The following is a 22,725-nucleotide window of genomic DNA, read 5'->3' as shown; positions in this document are numbered from 1 at the left end:
CAGTTAACAGTCAACAGTCAACAGTCAACCCAACGATGAAAATCCGCGACGCAGAAGAAAGCGATTTGCCAGCAATTGTCCAAATATATAACGCAGCAATACCGGGCAGAATGGCCACAGCAGATTTAAAACCAGTCTCAGTCGAAAGCCGCCTCCCGTGGTACAGAGAACACTCCTCCAATTCCTGGCCGATTTGGGTAATGGAATCAGAACAAAATATTGTTGGCTGGCTGAGTTTGCAGATTTTCTACGGACGCGCCGCCTATCAGCATACAGCAGAAGTTAGCATTTACGTCGCACCCGATCGCCAACGCTGCGGAATCGGACAAAAATTATTGCAATCGGCAATTGTGCGGAGTCCAGAATTGAAGCTTAAAACTCTCATAGGAATAATTTTTGCTCACAATCAGCCGAGTGTAAGATTGTTTGAGAAATTTGGCTTTCAGCGGTGGGGATATCTGCCACAAGTTGCCGAACTTGACGGCCTTGAAAGAGATGTCGTAATTCTGGGTTTGCGCTGTCTGTAGGGAAACGGCAATGGCCATTGGTGTCAACTTAAACTGTCAGTCCGCCCAATCCTTCCGTCCGCCCGTCAGTCCGCCAGGGAATGAATTCCCTGTCTAATAGCGAAAGTCCTCTTAAGAGGACTAATGAATCTTAAATTTTTCTTCTGAGTCCTCTTAAGAGGACTTTCGCTTTGAGGCAGGGAATTCATTCCCTGCCGGACTATCGGTTGTACGTTAAGTTGTCACCAATGGGCAATGCCGTGTCCTAATTTGGAGGAAACGGCAATGCCGTTTCCCTACCTCAATCTGCTAAAATTGTAATTTCCTCCAAAGATGCGATCGCCACATCAGCATTTTCCAAATGACTAACCTGGGCCTTTCCCCAACAAATCCCGATACAGCCAGCCGCGCCCGCATTTTTACCCATCTGAATATCGCCCGCTGAATCTCCCACCATCAAAGTTGCTGCGGGATTTACTCCGAGTTTCTCACAAGCTTGCAAAAATAACTTCGGATCTGGTTTATGAACCGTTGAATCAACTCCCATTTCTAACTGAATGTAGTCAGCTAATGCGTGGTGTTTCACAAATTTCTGCACAACCTCCGTCGTAGCAGCCGAAAGAATTCCCAGCTTCAAACCAGCTTCCGAAAGATATTTCAGCACTTCCAAACTGCCGACAAATAAAGGAGAAACAGCACTATTTTTAAACATTTCGTCAGCTTCGTCAAAAGCGCGGCGCGCAATAGTTAAAGATTCCAGCCATCCCCTGCCGGTTTCGGCGATGTATCCCGCTGCAACAATCTCATTTTCCCTGCGACTACCGACTGCTAGCAAGCCTGTGGGGTCGATGCTGCCAGGTTCGATGCCGAAAGCCATTTGTAAAGGCTCTCCAACGCCCGGAATTTGAGCGTCTGCGAGGCGCGATCGCTTCATCCCCAACAATCTCAAAAACTCCTGAGAATCCTCTAGAGTGCCGTCTTTGTCAAAGATTACGGCTTGGATATTAGAGAAGGTAATGCCCCGACATTTAATAGTTACCAAGAATCTGAACTCCGTAATATTTATATCAGGACACAACAATGTTGTGTCCCTACAATATCATGTGCGATCGATTAACCATAATACAATACGCTTGGGTTAGTGTGAAAAAAACCGATCGTGCGTAGGTTGGGCCCGTGAAACGGAGGGTGCGCTACGCTTGGAGCCCACCTACAGAAGAGTATTGAACCATAATATGGCGGCCGGGGCGGGTTTTTGAGATTGTCAATTATTGGCAGGTATTGTTGGTGAACCCGCCCCTACGAAAATCGCGCTTGATGACCGGAGATCATATCAGTGGCCGAGGCGGGTTTTTGAGATTGTCAATTATTGGCAGGTATTGTTGGTGAACCCTTCGACTACACTCAGGGCATCGCCCGCCCCTCAAAGAATCACGATCAATTGACATGATTTCTGTAGGGGCGGGTTCACCCTGATCTTCAACACAAATCCCAAATTCAATAAACCCGCCCCGGCCGGATATTACGATCGATCGACCGGACATGATATCATACAAAATATTTAAAATCGTCCTACTAAATTAGCCACCATTAATCCTAGTACAACCGGCTCGATCGGCTTAACCATATGCCTTTGAAAACCAGCTTCGATCGCCCTTTCGCGTTCTTTATCGCCCGCATAGGCAGTCAGCGCCGCGGCTGGGATTTCTCCTCCGGCTTCGGCAGCAAGAGCTCGCACTTCTCGAATTAAGAAAAACCCATCTTCCTCTGGCATTCCGAGATCGGAGATTAGCACGTCATATCTGCCGGGATTTTCAGTCAAAGCAGCGATCGCACTTCTGGCAGATGCAACTGCCAAAACCTCCGCCCCATAGCCTTCAAGCACAAATTGTAAGAACTCGTGCGTATCGATATCATCGTCTACGGCTAAGATGTGCAAGCCTTTTAGAGAGGGGACGCGATCGCTAGAGGCGTTTAAAGGCCCTACCATAGCAGTTGACTTTAAATCGATCGCCGATGTCAACTCTTGAGGCAGCGATCGCAACGGCAATCTCAGAGTCATTGTAGTTCCTTGTTCCTCACCCGGACTTTCGGCTTGCACCGTTCCCCCGTGCAATTCAACCAGGTGACGCACGATCGCTAAACCCAATCCCAGCCCTTGATTCCCTTTAACGCTGCTGGAATCGGCTTGATGGAAACGATCGAAAATATACGGCAAAAATTGTGCCCCAATGCCTTTTCCCGTATCGCTGACTCGAAGTTGAGCATGATCCTCGATCGTCGATAGCATGATTTCCACTCGTCCCCCCGCCGGAGTAAACTTAATCGCATTCGACAGAAGATTCCACACAACTTGCTGCAAGCGATTGATATCCCCTAAAACAGTCGTAGAAATCAACTCCGAAACAATTTGAATGTTTTTTGCTTCGGCTGATAATTCAACCCCCTCCAGCGCAGCTTGCACCACTAACCGCAGATCGATCGGACAAATGCACAGTTGAAGCTTGCCAGTCGTAATCCGGGAAATATCCAGGATATCTTCTATTAACTGAGATTGCGCTCTCGCGCTGCGCTCGATCACATCTAAAGCCTTAGTAACGGCTGCTTCCTTCAGTTTCCCGGAACGCAGAATTTGTGCCCAGCCCAGGATCGGAGTCAAAGGATTGCGTAATTCGTGGGAGAGATTCGCCAGAAATTCATCTTTACTACGGTTGGCTGTTTCTGCCTCGTGGCGGGCCACCTGTTCCTGCAGTAATAACTGCGATTGTACAGTCTCAAACTGCTTGCGCTCCGTGATATCCTCGATCGACAACAGAATCATTAAAGCTCGATCTTCTGGTTCAAGTTTACAAGCATTCAGCAACATGGTTTTGGGCCCGATATTATCAAACAGGTGAGTCCACTCATAATTTTGAAGCTGAACATCACTAACCAGAATATCTTCCAGAATCCATCGCACTTGGGGGATATTCCACTGCCCGTTGCCTAGCTCAAACAGCGAAGATGTTGCTGCTTCTGACGGTGAAACCTGAAACATTTCATAGAACGAGCGATTTGCTTTATTCACTCGGAAATCAGCATCTAGGACGACTAAAGGCGTTTGCACAGTTTCCACAATGGTTTCAGCATAATTTCGGGCATCCTGCAAGGTTTTGGCACTGCGTTTAAGAGCATCAATATCGAGCAAAACCATCACCACACCGTCAATCTGGTTTTCCGTTGTCCGGTAAGGACGAATGCGGAGGTTGTACCAATATCCCGATAAAGTTTGAACTTCTTGTTCTTTCGTCTGGAGAGTATCAATCACCTCCAAAATCATCTGTTCCAAGTCAGGAAGGTTCAGAGTTGAGCGGATGTCGCTGAAATGTCGTCCAACATCTGTGGGAATCACACTAAAAATTTGCTGTGTCGCTGGCGTAAAGCGTCGAATCTGTAAATCGTTTGTCAGCATTAAGATAGGGATATTGATATTGGAAAGCAAATTTATCAGATCGTTATTGACCAGGCTTTGTTCAATATTCCGGCTGCGAAGTTCGTCGTTAGTGGTAGTGAGTGCCTCGTTAGTGGCTTGAATCTCTTCTTTGGCAGTTTCTAACTCCTCATTGGTGCTTTGCAACTCCTCGTTGCTCGATAGGATTTCTTCGTTCGCAACTTTGAGGTCTTGGTTGAGACCTTCCTGATCCTGGATCACCGCTTGCAGTTGGGCTTGAACTGCTGTTTTTTCTTGGTTAGCGGCTGCAAGTTGCTGCCTCAGCAGCTCAATTTCATAATATAGATCAGCTTGATCTAAGCTTTCAGAAGTGAGGGTGCTGAGGTTAAGCACACTGCGTGAAACTTCTTCAAATAGCACCAAAAAGTAGCGTCCTTCGACGGCCTGTGGCCGGAAGGGAATCACCTCAAAATTGACGATACTCGATCGTCCGGCTGATTCAAGCAATACCCTCTCTTTTCTAATGGTTACGTTCTGCGTTTCTGCCTCATAAATCGCGGTGCGAAGCTCAACCACCAAGCCTGCCCTTGCCATTGCCAGCAAGTTTAAGTTGGGCGTTCCGGCTACCACTCTCAAGTAAGGATCGGTGTCTCCCCGCACTTGCAGGATTTTCATCTGCTCGTTGACTACCACACTGGGTGGGGCATATCGATTTAAAATCAGTTGGTCAGTTTGTTGTTGTAAATCAAAGCTATTCCTAAACTTGTCCTTCTCTTGCTGCCGTTCACGTGCTTTAGCGATGGGATAGGAACTCGGCGTAAACGAAAGATTGGGACGAGTCGCAGTCAACTTTTTGGCATAAATTTTATACTTTTTATCCAATGAAGTAAACAAGTAGGAAAAATCTCCGGTACTCTCAGCAGTGCCTAACAAGAGAAAGCCCGTTGGGTTGAGACTGTAATGGAAAATCGGCATCACTTTTGTTTGCAATGACTCTCCAAAGTAGATCAGCACATTGCGACAGCTAACTAAATCGATATTGGAAAAAGGCGGGTCGCTGCCTAAGTCTTGTCGGGCAAATACACAAAGTTCACGGACTGCCTTGCTGATTTTATAGCTACCTCTTGCTTCGGGAATAAAGAAGCGAGTACGGCGCTCTGGTGAAACCTCTACCATCTGGTTTTCTGAGTAGACGCCAGACCTCGCTTTATCGATCGCCTGTTCGCCAATGTCCGTGGCAAAAATCTGAATCGGTGGCTGGATAGCTCGATCGCCCAAAAACTCTAACAAGCAAATCGCGATCGAATAAACTTCTTCACCTGTCGAACATCCTGCCACCCAAATCCTAATCGGAGTTTCGGCCGATTTATTTTGAATAATCGTGGGGAAAACCAGTTCTTTTAACTTTTCAAAGGCTTCGGGATCGCGGAAGAAACTGGTAACGTGGATCAGGATTTCTTCATACAGGGCTGTGACTTCAGCCGAATTGTGTCGAAGATGTTGGGCGTAATCATTCAAGCTTTCCAGCTTGTACAACACCATCCGTCGCTGGATGCGTCGAGAGATCGTGGTGGGTTTGTAGTGACTAAAATCAACGCCTGTGCTCGATTTCAGCAGCGCAAAAATAGTTGTCAGGGCATCTCCCTGTTCGGGCGATTCCTCAACTTTTGTCAGGGGAAGCGGGCCAGTGAGAAGCGGACTGCGACTATAGTTTCCCAGTTCCTCGGCAATTTTTTCCGGTGGCAGAATGAAATCGACATTGCCTGTCGCAACAGCGGTATTCGGCATACTATCGACTTTTGCTGTGTCTTGACATTGAGCAAAAGTCATGCCTCCGGCTGCTTTGATTGCCTTGAGCCCCAGCGAACCGTCTCCGTCTCCCCCGGATAAAACTACGGCGATTGCTTTGTGCCCGCGATCGATCGCCAATGAGGTAAAGAACGCATCTCCTGGCATATATTTGCCATAAATCTTCTCGCGAGGTGATAGTTGCAGCACGCCTTTACATAGCACCATCTTGGTGTTGGGCGGAATAACGTAGACTTGATTGGGTTCTACAGCTACGCCGTCTTTTACCTCATTAACAGGCATTTGCGTCGTTCTCGCGAGAATCTCGCTCAGCAGACTTTTGTGATTGGGATCTAAATGCTGAATCAGCACAAACGCCATACCCGTATCGGCTGGTAAATTGCTCAGTAACCCCATGAATGCTGCCAAACCTCCTGCTGAGGCGGCAATCCCAACAATGGGAAACGGGGCATCGGTTTCGGCTAATTGTTCGGAATCGAGGGCGACTGGTGCGATCGATTCGGGTGTATTTTCTGGAGGTAATTGAGGAGAAGTCATGATGTGAAGTCCTTGACTTCAGTTATTTAGGAGCCAACATATTGGTAAGCGTGTGGCTGGTTAATTTAGACTATTTTTATCAGAGCTTAGGTTATCACCAGAAGGCTGGTAGCTTAAGGATGAGATGTGGCTTTTAAGTAGGGAAACTCCAACAGCCTTTCGTCGTGTCAACTTAAGCTGTCAGTCCAGCAAATCCTCACGCCCACCCTCCAGTCCGCCAGGGAATGAATTCCCTGTCTAATAGCTAAAGTCCTCTTAAGAGGACTAATGAGTTCTTCAGTCCTCTTAAGAGGACTTTAGCTTTGAGGCAGGGGTTTCAACCCTTGCCGGACTGTCGGACTGTCGGACTATTGGTTCTACCTGGTTGTTGACACGACGAAAGGCTCTTGGAGTGTCCCTACCCGTTATCTGTTGGAGTGTCCCTACCCGTTATCTGTTGGGGCGATCGCAACAATAGGCTGGCAATAACCAAGTAGTATATCAGCGTTTGTACCTAGCTTTTTTCAGCGACAAGTGTAGGAGACAGCGGGATTACTGATTCTGTATTAATTCTAGCAGTATAAGCGACTTGTGCGCCTTGTATTCCTTTTAAATCTTCTACTCGTTTTTGAATTTCGGAAACTCCAGCAGCTTTTAATGCTGTTAAAAATGCTTCGTCGCTGTAAACATCTTCGGAAAAGGAAACTTCGTCACTTTTAGAAAGATTTTGAATGCGGGCGGCTTTGTTGACTGTAGAGCCAAAATAGTCGATCGAATTATTAAGATTTACCAGCAAAGCCGTACCTCGGTGAATGCCAATTCTGACTTGAATCCACTCTTGTTGTTGGCGAGTTGAGTTATACTCTCTCAAACAACCTACAGCATCAGCGACAGCCATAATTGCTTGTTCGTTGCTGATAAAAGAAGCCATGACCGCATCGCCGATGGTTTTAATGACTTTACCGCCAAATTTCTCGATCGACTCAAAGAAAATTTCAAAATGATCGCGCACAATATTGTAAGCTTTAGTATCTCCCAGTGTTTCGTACATTCTGGTAGAACCGGTAATATCAGTAAACATAATAGTAATCGCCCGAATCTTGACTCGCTCTCTTTCCGAGATTACTTGATCGCCGAACAAACGCTTATAATCCGGGTGATGAAGCAGTTGCATTCCTGATAGTCGCAGGGGCAGTTGTTCTACTGTCAATTCATCGGGCAATTCATCTGAATGCAAAATCAGCCCCGACAAATTGTGTTCGGTATTAGTTAATTCGAGCTTAAGTTTTCCGGGACGCACGGCAAGCTCTTTTTTATCAAAATCTGGGCCGGCTAACTGCTGGAGTTTAATTTCTTGTATCTCTTCTGTTTCTTCGCCTTCAACCTTTAAAATCCCTTTAGCTAAAGTCAGGGGACAGCAGTAGCGGTATCGACCTTCTTCTAAGCTAACTATCTCGGATTCGGTGCAGTAGAGAGGTGTCACCAGTTGCAGTTTGCTCTGGAGTACGGGAGGGGGAGCGCAGACGGGCCGCAGTTGCGGGTCTTCGATTTCTTTGTTCAGGGAAAAAGTAACTTCGACACGATCGAGCAAATCAATTTTAAACTCGCGCTCGCACATCGGGCAAAAAGACATTTCTGATGTGTCTGCCAACTCCTTAAATTCTTCTGTAATCATGTTGCAGTGGGGGCAGTGAATATCCCAGTGCAAGTCGAAGGCGCCGGCTTTCACTCCGTGCAGAAATTCGGAAGTAATTTTTTTAACATTCTTGACTGTATCGCCTGCTACATAGTAAGGATTAATTCTCAATCTCTGCAAAATGTGGGAACCGGTTAACCAGTTTTCAATTTGGTCGATCGTTCCTTTGCTACAATTGGGACGTTTTTTTAGCTGTTCTAATTTTTCTTTTAATAGTTCGATGTTCATAATCCACTTGCCTTTGACCGTCAGGGCAAGAAATTTATAAGAATTTTGTTGTAGAATTTGCTCTTCTTGTTGGTTCTGCCGTGAGAATTCTGATGAGCTTGCACCTGTGCCGATGTCTCTAACCTTTATAAATCTTAACAAATTAGCACGATGAAGGCCATGCCTATTTAGGCAGATTGATCGCGCTGCCAATTTTTTTAATTCAAAGTGCGATCGGTGCATCGGCCTACAGAAAGATATTAAATCTCGGTAATTAAAAATGGGGAATTGGCAATTGAGAATTCTAAACCAATACGCTTGGGTTAAAACTATTTATTCCGGGCGATATCCCCCTAAATCCCCCTGATTGTTGGGGGACGCAAGAGTAAGTTCTTGTCCCCCCCTTGTAGGGGCGGTGCCCCCGTGCCCGCCCGGTTGCGCCAGGGTGATCGAGCTTCACTGAACCGTATTGAACTGTCAACCACCCAGCAGCGACTAATGACTAATAATTAATGACTAACTAAAAAAAAAGAGGGAGTTTTCCCTCTTTTAATCACACTAACTGCGCTGTTATTCTTCCGTCGCAGGAGGGATTTCTTCCTCTACATCTAATACTGCTTCGGGTGCTGCTTCTGGTGCTGCTTCTGGTGCTGCTTCGGGTGCTACTTCCGGCAGATCCTCTTCCATTGCTGAGGGTACATCTTCGAGTATTTCGTCGGAGAGGTCATCATCAGCATCAGTTGAGTCTACAGGAATGTCTATGCCTGCTTTAGCTTGCTTTTGAGCGAGCATTTTCTCGCGGAACTTAGCTGCCATTTCCTCAGCTTTTTCGTATACCAATTCGCGATTTTTGACCATCGCGCCCGGTTCCGGTTCCAACTGCTTGGTGGAGAGAGAAATCCGGCCCCTCTCGGCATCCAAGTCAATGATCATCACTTTCACTTCGTCGTTGACATTGAAGACGCTATGAGGCGTATCGATGTGATCGTGCGAAATTTCCGAGATGTGCAGCAAGCCGCTGACGCCGCCGATGTCGATAAAGGCACCGTAAGGCTTGATACCGCGTACTGTACCGATGACGACTTCCCCGACTTCGAGGCGGTTCATCTTGCGCTCAACTAAGGCGCGACGATGACTCAACACTAGGCGGTTGCGGTCTTCGTCTACCTCTAAGAATTTTAATGGTAATTCTTCGGCGACTAATTCTTCCTTCGGTTTGCGGGTACTTATATGAGAACCGGGAATAAAGCCTCGCAAGCCTTCTATTCTCACGAGTGCGCCGCCGCGGTTGGTGGCAAATACTTGCGATCGTACTGTGGCATCTTCTGCTTGCAGTTGTCGCACTCTTTCCCACGCCCGCATATACTCGATGCGCCGGATGGACAGGGTTAATTGTCCGTCTTCATTTTCATCGGTTAGAATGAAAAATTCTCTGGTTTCGTTAGATTGCAATACCTCTTCAGGGCTTTCGACTCGATTGATCGACATTTCCTGAATGGGAATGTACGCTGCTGTTTTAGCACCGATATCAATCAGAGCGCCCCTCGGTTCTATACTAAAAACTGTACCCGCTACTACATCGCCCGGGCTAAAGTGATAGTCATATTTATCAAGTAGGGCTGCAAAATCTTCGTGAGTAAAGCCGATGTCTTTGACTGTGGTTTTGAGATTGACCATGCGAATAGTTTCCTAGGATTTCTCTCCTTCATGTTTTTCGTTTGTGCCGGCAGATATTAGAGATTTTGGTGAAAAAGCGATTAACTTTTTTCAAAATCTTTTACTAAAGTCAGTTTTTGCTAACTTTTGCCAGGTGCAACTGCACACCAGCGCTTGCCATTACTGTTACTCCATACTCTGTGTTAAAACGTTGAATCTTAACATTCCGAGTCAAGTAGACTATTTTGACACTCTCAGGTATAAATAAACTGAGATTCTTCGTTCAACGAGCCGACTTGCTGGCGACAGGATTACTCCCGTCTAAGTAGAGGTCGGTTTCTCCAGAAGCGTAAATTTCGGTATGCCCTACCGTATTTAATTAGGCACCGATCTTTAGTTAGGTTTTGTTCAAATGCGAGCTTTCCTAAACTGCAACACCGTTAGGTGTGACTACGCACTCAACTAATCCAGTTAAGTTTTTACGTTGTCTAGTTATACTCTATTTTAGACCGATGACGATCATATCACACCCAGCACTGTTACTGAGAAAAAAGAACACTCGCTCGAGTCAGTAACTCAGGGCTTAAGCCACTGAGCTTGTAAGAGAAATCGAACAAGCTGTACTGACCAGCCTAAGCCCTTCGCGGGCTACGTTATTAAGGTCACGACACCCTGGGATGCGAAGCTAGTCCCTCGCTCTGTCGCTGGTAGTTAAACAGTCTTAAAGTCCCTGAGACAGTGCTGCCAGCTTAACAAGCCTTTATAACCTTGGCGAAGCTAACATTACCCCGCAAGGGAAACTGAGGCAACCATACCTCGTCGGAGGGGCAACCATACCCCTCCAACCCCGAAAGGGGATTCAAGGCGATTGAAATCGCCGGGTCGTTTTCCACGAGCGGGCTGAAGCCACTGAGTTTCCCACTTACCGAGTGTTTTTTATGAGAGTCCCTTGAGTCGCTATTCCTCTGGGCCTTCCTCGCGACACGGTTTTCCATCTCAAGCGAATATTTCTCTAAATTAATTTAAGCGAGCTTAGCTGGGAGTAGCGCAGGATGCTGGGCTTTCTCGATCGACTGATTCCGAATCCGGCAAATCTGCGTCAAAATTCGGTCTAGTTTCTGTAACTTCAGCTTCGTTGAGGGGATTCTGAAGGTGATTTAGGGTATCTACAAAATCTCGGATGCCTCGAAATTGCCGATATACGGAGGCAAAACGGACATAAGCGACTTCGCTGAGCGGCCGCAGGTGCAACAGCACCAGTTCCCCTATTTCTGAACTGGCGATTTCTCGGAGCGATCGACCTTGGAGTTGGGCCTCGATTTCTTCGGCGAGAGTTTCGAGATGCCCGGAAGACAAACCGGTTTTTTCGCAGGCCCGAATCAATCCCCGAACTAATTTTGACCTGTCAAAAGATTCGCGCTTGCCGTCCCGCTTGATCACCGTAATCGGCACAAATTCTATGCGTTCGTAAGTTGTGAAGCGGTGCTGGCAGTTCAAACACTCACGCCGCCGACGGATGCTTTGACCTGATTCGGCTGAACGCGATTCTAGAACGCGGCTATTTGTGTGTTGGCAGGAGGAACAGCGCATGATTGCTGATTTTAACAGGCATTGCCAGCAAATTGCCATTCATCTAACCGCTTGGGGTCTGATGAATGGCTGGACTAGAAAAATCACTTAGCACACAGCGGTGAAAGAGTCCCGCACCAAATTAGATCACTATGATGCGGGCTAACCGCAGTCCGGTTCAGGATATTTTGGACTTACCGCAGGCGTATAGCTAATTATTTGCCAATCCGGGGAGGTTCCCGAAATGCGATCGCAAAAAATAGTACGCCTATGGCTAAAGCCAGAATCAAAATGTAAGCAACACTTTCCATGTTAAATTTTCCCTATCTTCCCTTGCCGTATTATTTTATCGTGAACAAACCTGACGGTCAACTGAGTACAGTTAGACCGCAGGCTTCTTTTTCCTTTTTTTCAAAGGCTTTTTATAGTGAGGTAGTTCCACCCCCACTTGCTAATATAGTATCAGAGTATTTCCCGATCATCTTGGGGTTTAAAAGAATAATTGTCGGTTTCGGTACCGAAACCCGACGAGCCTTTCATCCCAAGGAGTAATTCCCAACGGGGTAATTCGCGCAGCGCTCAGATTAATCCCCTCTAAATATACGCCCGGAACTTCCCGGCTGGTAGTTAATTGCTGGTTTTATTCTTAACTAAAAAAACCCGGTTTCTTAAAGAAACCGGGTTTTTGTGTAGCGGGGAAGTTTCCCCCCTACCCAGAGGCTGGCGAAATTTAGAGAGGTTCTTCTCTTCTGGTGGTCACGTCGCCCAGTTTTTGGAACAGGCCCCACTCGACTTGTTCTTCCAGGTCAGCCTCAACTCCAGCAAACACGTCGCGGAAAATAGTCCGAGAACCGTGCCAGATATGGCCGAAGAAGAACAGCAAAGCAAAGCAAACGTGTCCGAATGTGAACCAACCGCGAGTCGAAGTGCGGAACACCCCGTCAGAATTCAAGGTTTCGCGATCGAATTCAAATACTTCACCTTTTTGAGCAGCGCGAGCAAACTTCTTAACATCTAGAGGATTATTAAAGGTTTGACCGTTAAGTTCGCCGCCGTAGAAGCTGACGGTAACTCCGCTTTGTTCAAAGCTGTATTTTGATTCAGCACGGCGGAAGGGGATGTCAGCGCGAACGACCCCATCTTTGTCCGTCAAAATTACTGGGAAGGTTTCAAAGAAGTTGGGGAGGCGGCGAACCGACAATACCCGACCTTCGCTGTCAGTAAATACTGGATGGCCCAGCCAAGATTTAGCAATACCGTCGCCATTGACCATCGCGCCGGCCCGGAACAAACCGCCTTTAGCAGGAGAGTTGCCCACGTAGTCGTAGAAAGCCAATTTTTCGGGAATTTGTTCGTAAGCGGATTGGAAGCTAGCGCCACCGGCCAAGCTAGCTTGAGCTCTGCGATCGATTTCTTGTTGGAAATAGCCACTGTCCCACTGATAGCGAGTCGGGCCAAAAAGTTCGATCGGAGTTGCAGCAGAACCGTACCACATCGTACCGGCAACCACAAAGGCTGCAAAGAACACGGCAGCGATACTGCTAGAAAGTACAGTTTCGATATTCCCCATCCGCAGGGCTTTGTAAAGACGTTCCGGCGGCCGCACTGTCAAGTGGAACAAACCGGCAATTACGCCGACTACGCCCGCTGCAATGTGGTGAGCCACGATGCCGCCCGGATTGAACGGATCGAAGCCTTCAGGGCCCCAAGCAGGCGCCACTGGCTGGACGTGACCGGTCAGGCCGTAGGGGTCGGACACCCACATTCCTGGGCCAAAAAGTCCCGAAAGGTGAAATGCGCCGAAGCCGAAGCAAAGCAAGCCGGAGAGGAACAGGTGAATGCCAAACATTTTTGGCAAGTCGAGGGCCGGTTCACCGGTGCGAGGGTCTCTGAAAAGTTCTAAGTCCCAAAATACCCAGTGCCAAACTGCTGCTAAGAACAGCAGGCCAGAGAGGACGATGTGAGCGACGGCGACGCCTTCAAAGGACCAGAAGCCCGGATCGACGTTACCTTCGCCAGTGATGCTCCAACCGCCCCAAGAACCCGTAACTCCCAAGCGAGTCATGAAGGGCAACACGAACATCCCTTGACGCCACATTGGGTTCAGAACTGGGTCTGTGGGATCAAAAACTGCTAGTTCATAAAGGGCCATTGAGCCGGCCCAACCTGCCACGAGGGCAGTGTGCATTAAGTGTACAGAAATCAATCGGCCTGGGTCATTTAAGACGACTGTGTGTACGCGATACCAGGGTAGTCCCATTGACTGCGGTTCTCCAAGGTGTAAGTGATGATGTCTATTTTTACGGAAAAATCAGATTCTAAATCCCCAGCAGTTACCTGCAGGGTTTAAACTCTGCCTTTTGCCGACTGCCATCTACCTTCAAAGGTGGAGGCATAAAAATGAAAGTTATTTAAAGAAGTGTATCGAGTGTTAGAACCGATTGCAATATGTTGAGCATTACATTAGTTGCGGGTTTCCCATTTCGCAGCGGGCGGCGATCGTCCCGAGGCGTTCGAGGACTTGCTCGGCATCGATCAGTCTGGTGAGCTTAACGTTGCCGATATTTTTGGCGGGATCGGCAGGATCGGGAGAGACGGCAGGTTGGACTTCTACCATGAGTACAGCGTCTTCTACGCGGTAGAGCCACATTTTTTCGTTGCGATCGGAAAGACAGAGGTTGAGCTGTTGGATGTCTGGCTGGCGTCTCCAGGCGGCGTGAGTCCACTCGCCGCCAACGCCCCAAACGCGCCCAACTTTCCAGCCGTCGGATAAGAAGAAGTATTTCACTTGTGTACGCTTGTTGAGATTTTTTTGTCTAACATAACGCAAAACTGCAATTGTACGGAATTATTGAACTGCGAAGACGCGAAGGGTGCATATAAATATTGTTATTCGATCGACTATTGCCTATAATATGCTATGTAAGGCATAATTGATCCAAATGACATGGAACATTGAGTTTCACTTTGATTTTTACTCTGAGTTTACCGAATTCCCCACTGATGTCAGATTAGAGCTTTTAGCAAAACTCACACTGTTACAAGAATTTGGTCCAAATCTCAAGCGCCCCCACGTCGATACTCTCAATGGTTCTACCTATGCCAATATGAAAGAACTTCGGTTTGAGGCGGCTGATGGAGTTTGGCGAGTCGCTTTTGCATTTGACCCGCGCCGCTCTGCGATTCTGTTGGTAGCTGGGGACAAATCTGGTGGAAGTGAAAAGCGATTTTACAAGCAACTAATTAAAATAGCAGATAGTAGATTTGCCGACCATTTGACTAATTTGACTAAGTTAATGGAGCAAGAAAGAGATGACAATTAGCCTGAAGACTGTTATGGATAATTTACCTCTCGACCAACGAGCAATAGTCGAAAAGCGAGCGACCGAATTAATTGCAGAAGAAATGACATTGCAAGACTTACGAAAAGCAAGGAAATTTACTCAGATTCGCATGGCAGAATTATTAAATATGCGTCAAGAAAATGTCTCGCGACTCGAACGCCGTGCGGATTTGTTGGTATCTACTTTGCAAAGTTATATTGCGGCAATGGGGGGGGAGTTGTCATTTGTCGTAGAATTCAAAGATCGACCCCCCGTAAAAATTACTGGATTAACATCAATGTTTGAAGAAAGCAGCTACACTAATGGAGAGGAAGAGTTTTAATTGACGAACACCTGTTGTTTGAGTGCGATCGAGTCTTCAAAGTTGTTTGTAGCGTGCAAAATTTTGGATTAGCTGAGAGTATTTAGGCAAGTAGCTGACGATACCAAAGCCAAATGTGCGTATCTAGCAAGAGCTTCAGGACAGGACATCCCAAGTTACGATGTTAGAGGTTGGCTCGATGATATCTCCGATAATTTTGCCGCTATCTTTGACAGATCCGAAGGCTGCTCGTTTACTTTTTTGGATGGGGGAGATAATGGCAACAGGCCGATCGTTTTGGGCGATGGTGAGGGGTTCGCCTGTTTGTATGGCTTGGGTGAGTAGGGCTTGGATGGTTTCGGGAAGGTCGGAAAGGGCGATCTGTGTCATGGTGTTAGTAGGGTTGGTGGCAGGTTAGGGGATAGGGACTTGCCGTACATCGATTTTAAGCGGTTCGTAACGGTTAGGGTTGCGGTAATTTTGCCTCTTTGGTCGTTTGCAGTCGATCGCATCATCTTAATCTCGGTTAATATACCTCAATTATGGCATTTTTCTTGGGAAGCTTGGGGGAGGCGATCGCACTTATTTACCTCGATCACTCTTTTCTAAATATCTAGTTCTAACTGCTTCCCTTTAACTTCCATTTGTTTTTCGGCTGATTTCACAACTTCCAAACTCAAGCGAACATCTAGCCGTTTTTTCTGTTCTAACATTTCCTTAATAGTAACAATTTGTATTTTATCTGAACTTTGATTCATATATCTGCTTTGATATATTCCTGCTGATTTGGCAGTTTTAATCATGTCCTTAGTTGGCTCTTTTAAACTGATAAAAATACCCAGGGCTGCTTGTTCCAGGGTAATTGTCCCTTGCAAATCGCGAATGTCTCCTGATTGAACCTTCCCTGACTTGACTTGCACGATAATCTTTTCTGGTTCATCTTTGTCACCTTGAAAGTAAGCAATGCCATCTATTCCCTTGTCGGCACCTTTCTTGGCGTTAATAATTGCCCTATTATTAGTATAGGTAAGCACTGCCCATTTTTCAAATTCTTTGCGAGTGCGATCGTCTTTTTTGTTGGCCAGGGCAACTGCTGCTTCCAGATCTTTAGGAATGCCATTTAACTTAAGTTGCTCAAGTACACCTTTCCCAAAAGAATCCTCAAGGCGTTTGAGAATTAAACTAATACTTTGATAAGTAATGTCAATTCCTATCCATTGACGGTTGAGGCGTTGAGATACAGCGACAGTAGTACCACAACCGCAGTAAGCATCTAAAACTACATCGCCTTCATTGCTACTGACTTTGATAATTCGTTCTAATAATTCTTCTGGTTTTTGTGTAGGATAGCCAAGACGTTCTGGATCGTTAGCATTTAAGATATTCATCAGCCACCAATCTTCAGGGATTTTGCCCAAAGGATGAGGCTTATATACTTTATTAGTTCCTTTATGCTTGCCCCACATTGCATCATCTTTTCTACCAATTCCTTCAGCTTGATATGGTATTCTAATTGCATTTTTATTGAACTCATATTCATTAGTTTTTGAATATCTTAATATGACATCATGCCTTCTCCCAAAGTCTTTTTTAGGAGAACCGCCGCCTCGATAACACCAAATTATCTCGTTCCTGAAATCACCACCCTGGGAACAAAAAATGGTATCTAAAATTAATTTTAAATAATGGCTTGCTGTAGGAACGCAATGCAGATAAAAGCTACCAGTAGGTTTTAAGACTCTATGAATTTCGACTACTCGTAAGGTAATATGGATTAAATATGCCAATAAACTGCCTTTGCTTAAGACCTTGGTTAAACCAGCGATTAAATCAATACTTTGTGATGTAAATTTTCCTTGGTAATTTTCCAAGATTTCAGCTAAACCCTGATTTGCATAATCGTCCCAAGTCCAAGTGTCAATAAAAGCTTGTGCTTGGGCTTGGTCTTCCTTGCCAATGTTATTATAGATTTGGTTGTAGTTGCGTTTTGAGTTAAAAGGCGGGTCAATATAGCACAAATCGATTGAGTCATCCTTGATGTGTCTGCGTAAGACATCAAGATTGTCACCGTAAAATAGTTGATTTTCCATTTTCATTTTCGTTATTTCCTTTAAACGGCAGGCGTAACTGCTGCTTATGTCTGTATTTGACGAGTGATTTTGAATTATACTATATAATGGTATCCAATAAACAAGCTCCCGGATTAATTACTTCCCCGACTCAAGAGGGAATTAATCCTTCAATCTAAAATCTAAAATCTAAAATCTAAAATCGAATGACTGCACAAACATCCGTACAATTCCAAGACAGTTTCGACATCATCGTAGTAGGTGGCGGACACTCCGGCTGCGAAGCCGCCCTCGCCACTTCTCGCCTCGGCTGTCGCACCCTTCTCCTCACCCTCAACCTCGACAAAATTGCGTGGCAACCTTGCAATCCGGCTGTCGGCGGCCCGGCTAAAACCCAACTTACTAACGAAGTTGATGCGTTAGGCGGGGAAATTGGCAAAATGGCCGATCGCACTTATCTACAAAAGCGCATCCTCAACTCTTCACGAGGCCCCGCAGTGTGGGCCCTGCGAGCACAGACAGACAAGCGGGAATACGCCGCTGTAATGAATAATATTGTCGAAAATCAAGAGAATTTGACCATCCGCGAAGCGATGGTAACAGACTTAGTTTTGGGCAAAAACGAAGAAGTAATCGGAGTTGAAACATACTTCGGCGTCGCTTTTGAATGCAAAGCAGTAATTCTGACTACAGGTACTTTTTTAGGTGGCACGATTTGGGTGGGCAATAAGTCGATGCCCGCCGGACGTGCGGGAGAGTTTGCCGCCGTTGGCTTGACGGAAACTCTCAATCGTTTGGGCTTTGAAACAGGCAGATTGAAGACAGGAACTCCGGCAAGAGTTGACAAACGTACTCTCGATTACACTAACCTGGAACCGCAGCCGGGAGATGCAGAGGTTCGCTGGTTTAGTTTCGATCCAGAAGTTTGGATCGAACGGGAACAGATGCCTTGTTATTTAACTCGAACTACGCCGGAAACTCACCAGTTAATTAGAGACAATTTGCACCTTTCTCCAGTCTACGGCGGCTGGGTTGATGCGAAGGGGCCGCGCTATTGTCCGAGTATTGAAGATAAGATTGTGCGGTTTGCGGATAAGGAAAGTCACCAGATTTTTATTGAACCGGAAGGTAGAGATATTCCTGAACTTTATATCCAAGGATTTTCTACTGGTTTACCGGAAAATTTGCAGTTGCAAATGCTGCGGACTCTTCCGGGTTTGGAAAAGTGCGAGATGATGCGCCCTGCTTATGCGGTGGAGTATGATTATTTGCCGGCAACTCAGTGCTTTCCAACGCTGATGACTAAGAAGATCGAAGGGCTGTTTTGCGCGGGTCAAGTGAACGGTACAACTGGATATGAGGAGGCTGCTGCACAGGGGCTCGTGGCGGGGATTAATGCGGCCAGGTTTGCGAAAAATCAGGAGATGATTGTGTTTCCTCGCGAGCAAAGTTATATCGGGACTCTGATAGATGATTTGTGTACGAAGGATTTGCGGGAACCTTACCGAATGTTGACTTCGCGATCGGAATATCGGCTATTATTGCGATCGGACAATGCTGACCAACGCTTGACGCCGCTGGGACGGGAAATTGGTTTGATTGACGATCGCCGCTGGGAGTTATTTGAGCGGAAAAAAGCTAATATTGTGGCAGAGAAGGAACGCTTGTACTCGACGCGGGTGAAAGAACACGAGGAGATTGGCAAGGCAATTTTGGCTGATACTCAACAAGCGATTAAAGGTTCGATTACTCTGGCTGATTTGTTGCGTCGTCCGGGTTTTCATTATGTCGATTTGGAACGGTACAATTTAGGCAATTCTAGTCTGAAGTTGGCTGAGAAAGATGGTGCGGAAATTGATATCAAATATTCGGGCTATCTGCAAAAACAGCAAAATCAAATTGATGAAATTGTCAGACATGAACGCCGACAATTGCCTGCAGATTTGGATTACATGGCAATTACAACTCTCTCGAAAGAATCGCGGGAAAAGTTGGCTAAGGTGAAACCGCTGACGATTGGCCAAGCGGCCAGAATTGGTGGGGTAAATCCCGCTGATGTTAATGCTTTGTTGATTTTTCTGGAAGTGCGAAACCGTCAGCAGCCAGCGGGTGTTGGTAAATAAGCTAAACTATAGCCTTTCTCAGAAAGATGAGGTACTCATGGGCATAGGGCATAAGGCATAGGGCATAGCGCATAGGGCATAGCGCATACCTCACTTTTTTGAGAAGCGCTATAGAGGTGTCTCAAGGTTCCCTTCAATTTTATGAAATCGCAGTATGAAAAAGTGTGACTATTGTGCAACCACTATTTTGTTCGGCGGCTTTCCTATGGATGGATATAGATTCTGGGCCTTGCTGATTCACGGTATTAATCAACTTTTCACTTGATGTTACAAAACTCACCATACTGGGCTTATAAAAATTCCGAAATCTTGAATTTATACCTGTATTCAGCAACACCAAAAATAAGGAAAACTGGCAGAATGTCAACTCTAATTGATGAAATTCTGCCAGTATATTGTAGATATTTATCAATCCTCGAACCCAGTCTGAATTTCGCAAATATTCCGCATAAGAATCAGCGTTCATCGGTGGTTCAAACCTCCCCGAAAGCCCCACCCGTGTTGCCACCCTCAAAGCCTTAAAAGAACAGCGAGATGCCTTGCTATACGCTTATATACGCGCTCATATTATGTCCGGTCGATTACCCCTAATACGGTAGGGGCGGGTTCACGAAAAATATTTGCCAATAATTGACAATCTCAAAAACCCGCCCTTTTAATCGCTTTTAATCGCGGTAACTCGATCGGACATGATATCACTGCTGGTACTGGGGAATAGGCGGAATGTGGTATTGGGCGATCGCACAATCGGCTAAATAGTCATTCCCCAAGTTCGATAAGGAGAGTGGGAGAGTCGGAGAGAGGGAGAATTAGGAAAATATTCCTTTATTCTCCTGACTACTGACTACTGACTACTGACTACTGACTAATGTGCCCAGAGAATCACGCCAGCTTCATAAGGACTGCTGAGATTATCGTGCTTCGGCAAAACGCGCAACGACAAGCCTTGCAAACCGCTAGAAGTATAAGTAATGTCAGCCGTATAAAGGCTAGCATTGTGAGAATCTTCTCCCAAATACTCCATCACTACGGGTACGCCGCCGATGATATTTCCGTTAGCATCAACCGAACCTTGATAAAGTTCGACTTGCACGTCCGCAGGGGTCAATCCCATCAGATTAATCCGAGATTTAACAGCGATCGACTGATTGACCTTAACTTCCTTATCCTGGGAAATATCAACAGCCTCAATCTTAATATCGTGCCACTTCGCGAGAACGTGCTTCTTCCAGTGAGACAACTCCTTGGCGGGAGCGCAATTATCCGAAGTCATGGTGTGGTAGCGATCGCTCACGGGGAAATATGCCCGCCGCGCGTAATCCTTCACCATCCGAGCAGTATTGAAGAAAGGACAGTTCAAGCGAATTGAATCCTTCATTTTCTCCGTCCAACCGCGGGGAATGCCATCAGCATCCCGGTTATAAAACAGCGGTACAACTTCCTTCTCCATCAAGTCGTACAAAGCATTAGCCTCTACCTCATCCTGATACTTAGTATCTTCGTAAAACTCGCCATGTCCGATCGGCCAACCGGTGCGAACATAATCAGCCTCATCCCACCATCCGTCAAGAATGCTCAGATTCGGTAAACCGTTCATCGAAGCTTTCATCCCCGAAGTCCCGGAAGCCTCACGGGGGCGGCGCGGCGTATTCAACCACACATCGCAGCCCGATACCATCATCCGAGCGACGTTAATGTCGTAGTTCGGTAAAAACACCATCGAACTCATCGTGTCGTGTTCGCGGATGAAGTGAACGATATCCCGAATCAATTCCTTACCTGGAATATCCATCGGGTGAGCCTTCCCAGCAATCACAAACTGCACCGGGCGGTTTTTGTCCCGCATGATCCGCATAATTCGATCGACATCGCGCAAAAACAGCGTCGCCCGCTTGTAAGTAGCAAAGCGGCGGGCAAACCCGATCGTCAGCACCTTCGGATCGAGAGCCTCCCGCGCGTGTTCGATTTCCGTTTGGGCCGCACCGCGCTCGCGCAAAGTCTTTTGCAGCCACTCCCGCGCGAACACCACCAACTCCGATCGACAGCGTTCGTGATTCCGCCACAGTTCCTCATCAGGAATCGACGACATCCGATCCCAGAGTCGATCGTCCTTGCGAGTCATTTCCCAATCCGGGCCGAGGTATCGATCGTACAACTCCTGAGTAGACTTCGCCACACAACTGCGAGCGTGCACCCCGTTGGTAATCGAAGTAATCGGTACTTCTTCCTGTGGCAAACCCGGCCACAAACCCTGAAACATCGGGCGCGACACCACGCCGTGCAAAGCCGCCACCCCGTTGACAAAACTCGACATTTTAATTGCCAAAATTGCCATATTCAGAGGTGCGGACAAATCGCCAGTATTCTCCCTGCCCAATCCTAAAAACTGATCTTGCGACAAGCCAAACATCTTGGGATACTGACCTAGATAGTGCATCACCATATCCGGCTCGAACAAGTCAAACCCAGCAGGCACCGGCGTGTGAGTCGTAAACATACTGCTCGAAACCACCACCTGTTCCGCTTCTACGAAACTCAGGTGATATTCCTCCATCAGCATCCGAATGCGTTCCAAAGCCATGAAAGCTGCGTGGCCTTCATTCATGTGATAAGCCGTAACTGTCAGCCCCAATGCTTTGAGCATTTTCACGCCGCCGATGCCCAGCATGATTTCTTGGTGCATCCGCAGAGTTTTATCACCGCCATACAGTTGGTCGGTAATATCTTGGTCATAGCGGCTGTTAGGTTCAATATTTGTATCCATCAGGTACAAAGGAACCGTTCCCACTTGTACTCGCCAAATCCGGGCATACACCTTGCGGCCGGGATAGTCCACCTCAATCCGCAATTCCGAACCGTCGGGATTGCGTTCTGGGTGCAGCGGCATATTGTAGAAATCGTTGAGCGGATAGCGTTCTTGCTGCCAGCCGTCGGCGTTGAGATACTGCGAAAAATAACCTTCTTGGTAGAGTAGGCCGACACCGACTAAGGGCAAGCCCAAATCACTAGCTGATTTGAGGTGGTCGCCTGCGAGCACGCCCAAACCGCCTGAATAGATGGGTAGGGCTTTAACTAAGCCGAATTCCATCGAAAAGTAAGCGTAGCATTCTTGTTGCTCGGTGCCGCGCTGTTTGCGATACCAGGCGCGGTTTTTGAGATAATCGTCTAACTGCTGGGCTGCTCGGTTCATTTGGGCAATGAAGCCTTCGTCTTCTGCCATTTCTTGCAGTCGCTCTTGAGATATGGTTCCGAGCATCAGCACCGGGTTTTGGTTGCTGGAGTCCCAGAGGTCTCGATCGAGGCGGCGGAAGAGGTCTTTGGTATCGACGTTCCAGTCCCAGTGCAAGTTGTAGGCAAGCTTGCGTAGGGGTTCGAGAATTGTCGGTAGCGAGGGGGAAACGTTAAATGTGCGAATTGGCTGCATAGACAAAGCATTTATGTTGGGGTAGCGATATTTTCCTCTGTCTTTAGGTACAAGTCCGTTATTCTGCACACTATT

16 protein-coding genes are annotated in these 22,725 nt (G+C 46.8%); 5 read left to right on the top strand and 11 right to left on the bottom strand.

The genetic code is table 11. The annotated features are described in order from the left end of the window. The first annotated feature begins 35 nt into the window (after nt 1–35). On the top strand, nt 36–527 hold the full coding sequence (locus tag QUB12_RS04250) for an N-acetyltransferase family protein (protein WP_333205673.1): 492 nt from the start codon (nt 36–38) through the stop codon (nt 525–527). Nucleotides 528–807: 280 nt separating this feature from the next. On the opposite strand, the gene QUB12_RS04245 is transcribed toward QUB12_RS04250, so the two are convergent. From QUB12_RS04245 to QUB12_RS04210, 8 genes are all read right to left on the bottom strand, one after another. After that, nucleotides 808–1,548, bottom strand: a complete 741-nt coding sequence (locus QUB12_RS04245) for an HAD family hydrolase (protein WP_333305643.1) — start codon at nt 1,546–1,548, stop codon at nt 808–810. Between the two features lie 519 nt (nt 1,549–2,067). Beyond that, nucleotides 2,068–6,282 carry a chemotaxis protein CheB gene (locus QUB12_RS04240; protein ID WP_333305642.1) on the bottom strand — a complete coding sequence of 1,405 codons (4,215 nt, stop codon included), beginning with the start codon at nt 6,280–6,282 and terminating at the stop codon, nt 2,068–2,070. Between the two features lie 493 nt (nt 6,283–6,775). Then, nucleotides 6,776–8,185, bottom strand: coding sequence for an adenylate/guanylate cyclase domain-containing protein (locus tag QUB12_RS04235; RefSeq protein ID WP_333305640.1), 1,410 nt, complete (start codon nt 8,183–8,185; stop codon nt 6,776–6,778). Nucleotides 8,186–8,734: 549 nt separating this feature from the next. After that, complete coding sequence (locus QUB12_RS04230; protein WP_333138803.1) at nt 8,735–9,841, bottom strand: 30S ribosomal protein S1; 1,107 nt, start codon at nt 9,839–9,841, stop codon at nt 8,735–8,737. 1,011 nt (nt 9,842–10,852) lie between these two features. After that, nucleotides 10,853–11,410, bottom strand: coding sequence for a transcriptional regulator NrdR (nrdR, locus tag QUB12_RS04225; protein ID WP_333138882.1), 558 nt, complete (start codon nt 11,408–11,410; stop codon nt 10,853–10,855). A 194-nt stretch (nt 11,411–11,604) separates the two neighbouring features. Beyond that, nucleotides 11,605–11,700, bottom strand: coding sequence for a photosystem II reaction center protein T (locus QUB12_RS04220; RefSeq protein ID WP_006635641.1), 96 nt, complete (start codon nt 11,698–11,700; stop codon nt 11,605–11,607). 419 nt (nt 11,701–12,119) lie between these two features. Further along, complete coding sequence (gene psbB, locus QUB12_RS04215; protein ID WP_333138801.1) at nt 12,120–13,649, bottom strand: photosystem II chlorophyll-binding protein CP47; 1,530 nt, start codon at nt 13,647–13,649, stop codon at nt 12,120–12,122. 198 nt (nt 13,650–13,847) lie between these two features. After that, nucleotides 13,848–14,177, bottom strand: coding sequence for a hypothetical protein (locus tag QUB12_RS04210; protein ID WP_333105475.1), 330 nt, complete (start codon nt 14,175–14,177; stop codon nt 13,848–13,850). A gap of 154 nt (nt 14,178–14,331) precedes the next feature. On the opposite strand from QUB12_RS04210, the gene QUB12_RS04205 reads away from it, so the two are divergent. Beyond that, the gene (locus QUB12_RS04205) at nt 14,332–14,712 is read left to right on the top strand and encodes a type II toxin-antitoxin system RelE/ParE family toxin (protein ID WP_333305637.1); all 381 of its coding nucleotides are present in this window, start codon (nt 14,332–14,334) and stop codon (nt 14,710–14,712) included. A 13-nt stretch (nt 14,713–14,725) separates the two neighbouring features. Next, nucleotides 14,726–15,055: a transcriptional regulator gene (locus QUB12_RS04200; protein WP_333305635.1), complete on the top strand. Its 330-nt coding sequence runs from the start codon at nt 14,726–14,728 to the stop codon at nt 15,053–15,055. Between the two features lie 135 nt (nt 15,056–15,190). Here QUB12_RS04200 and QUB12_RS04195 read toward each other — a convergent pair whose 3' ends face one another. Continuing rightward, entirely contained in the window at nt 15,191–15,424 is a 234-nt protein-coding gene (locus tag QUB12_RS04195) for a type II toxin-antitoxin system Phd/YefM family antitoxin (RefSeq protein ID WP_333138797.1), read from the bottom strand. 39 nt (nt 15,425–15,463) lie between these two features. Between QUB12_RS04195 and QUB12_RS04190 the strand changes: the two genes are divergently transcribed. Then, nucleotides 15,464–15,643, top strand: a complete 180-nt coding sequence (locus tag QUB12_RS04190; protein WP_333305633.1) for a hypothetical protein — start codon at nt 15,464–15,466, stop codon at nt 15,641–15,643. Here the strand turns inward: QUB12_RS04190 and QUB12_RS04185 are convergent. Next, a complete protein-coding gene (locus tag QUB12_RS04185; RefSeq protein WP_333305631.1) occupies nt 15,640–17,124 on the bottom strand; it encodes a DNA methyltransferase in 1,485 nt (494 codons plus the stop codon). The two genes, QUB12_RS04190 and QUB12_RS04185, sit on opposite strands and share 4 nt — an antisense overlap. Before the next feature lie 185 nt (nt 17,125–17,309). Between QUB12_RS04185 and mnmG the strand changes: the two genes are divergently transcribed. After that, nucleotides 17,310–19,226 (top strand): tRNA uridine-5-carboxymethylaminomethyl(34) synthesis enzyme MnmG, encoded by a 1,917-nt coding sequence (gene mnmG / locus QUB12_RS04180; RefSeq protein ID WP_333138793.1) that lies wholly within the window; start codon nt 17,310–17,312, stop codon nt 19,224–19,226. 865 nt (nt 19,227–20,091) lie between these two features. Here the strand turns inward: mnmG and glgP are convergent. Further along, entirely contained in the window at nt 20,092–22,650 is a 2,559-nt protein-coding gene (gene glgP, locus QUB12_RS04175) for an alpha-glucan family phosphorylase (RefSeq protein WP_333138880.1), read from the bottom strand. Between the last annotated feature and the right edge of the window lie 75 nt (nt 22,651–22,725).

This window comes from Microcoleus sp. B7-D4 (assembly GCF_036705125.1).
Lineage (GTDB): Bacteria > Cyanobacteriota > Cyanobacteriia > Cyanobacteriales > Microcoleaceae > Microcoleus.
The sequence above is the reverse complement of the archived record's forward strand: the minus strand, read 5'-3'. Positions and strand labels throughout refer to the sequence as shown.

Coding starts and splice junctions, on each gene's coding strand:
- QUB12_RS04250 (WP_333205673.1), top strand. CDS start 36: ATGAAAATCCGCGACGCAGAAGAAAGCGATTTGCCAGCAATTGTCCAA.
- QUB12_RS04240 (WP_333305642.1), bottom strand. CDS start 6,282: ATGACTTCTCCTCAATTACCTCCAGAAAATACACCCGAATCGATCGCA.
- QUB12_RS04235 (WP_333305640.1), bottom strand. CDS start 8,185: ATGAACATCGAACTATTAAAAGAAAAATTAGAACAGCTAAAAAAACGT.
- QUB12_RS04230 (WP_333138803.1), bottom strand. CDS start 9,841: ATGGTCAATCTCAAAACCACAGTCAAAGACATCGGCTTTACTCACGAA.
- nrdR (WP_333138882.1), bottom strand. CDS start 11,410: ATGCGCTGTTCCTCCTGCCAACACACAAATAGCCGCGTTCTAGAATCG.
- QUB12_RS04220 (WP_006635641.1), bottom strand. CDS start 11,700: ATGGAAAGTGTTGCTTACATTTTGATTCTGGCTTTAGCCATAGGCGTA.
- psbB (WP_333138801.1), bottom strand. CDS start 13,649: ATGGGACTACCCTGGTATCGCGTACACACAGTCGTCTTAAATGACCCA.
- QUB12_RS04205 (WP_333305637.1), top strand. CDS start 14,332: ATGACATGGAACATTGAGTTTCACTTTGATTTTTACTCTGAGTTTACC.
- QUB12_RS04200 (WP_333305635.1), top strand. CDS start 14,726: ATGGATAATTTACCTCTCGACCAACGAGCAATAGTCGAAAAGCGAGCG.
- QUB12_RS04195 (WP_333138797.1), bottom strand. CDS start 15,424: ATGACACAGATCGCCCTTTCCGACCTTCCCGAAACCATCCAAGCCCTA.
- QUB12_RS04185 (WP_333305631.1), bottom strand. CDS start 17,124: ATGGAAAATCAACTATTTTACGGTGACAATCTTGATGTCTTACGCAGA.
- mnmG (WP_333138793.1), top strand. CDS start 17,310: ATGACTGCACAAACATCCGTACAATTCCAAGACAGTTTCGACATCATC.
- glgP (WP_333138880.1), bottom strand. CDS start 22,650: ATGCAGCCAATTCGCACATTTAACGTTTCCCCCTCGCTACCGACAATT.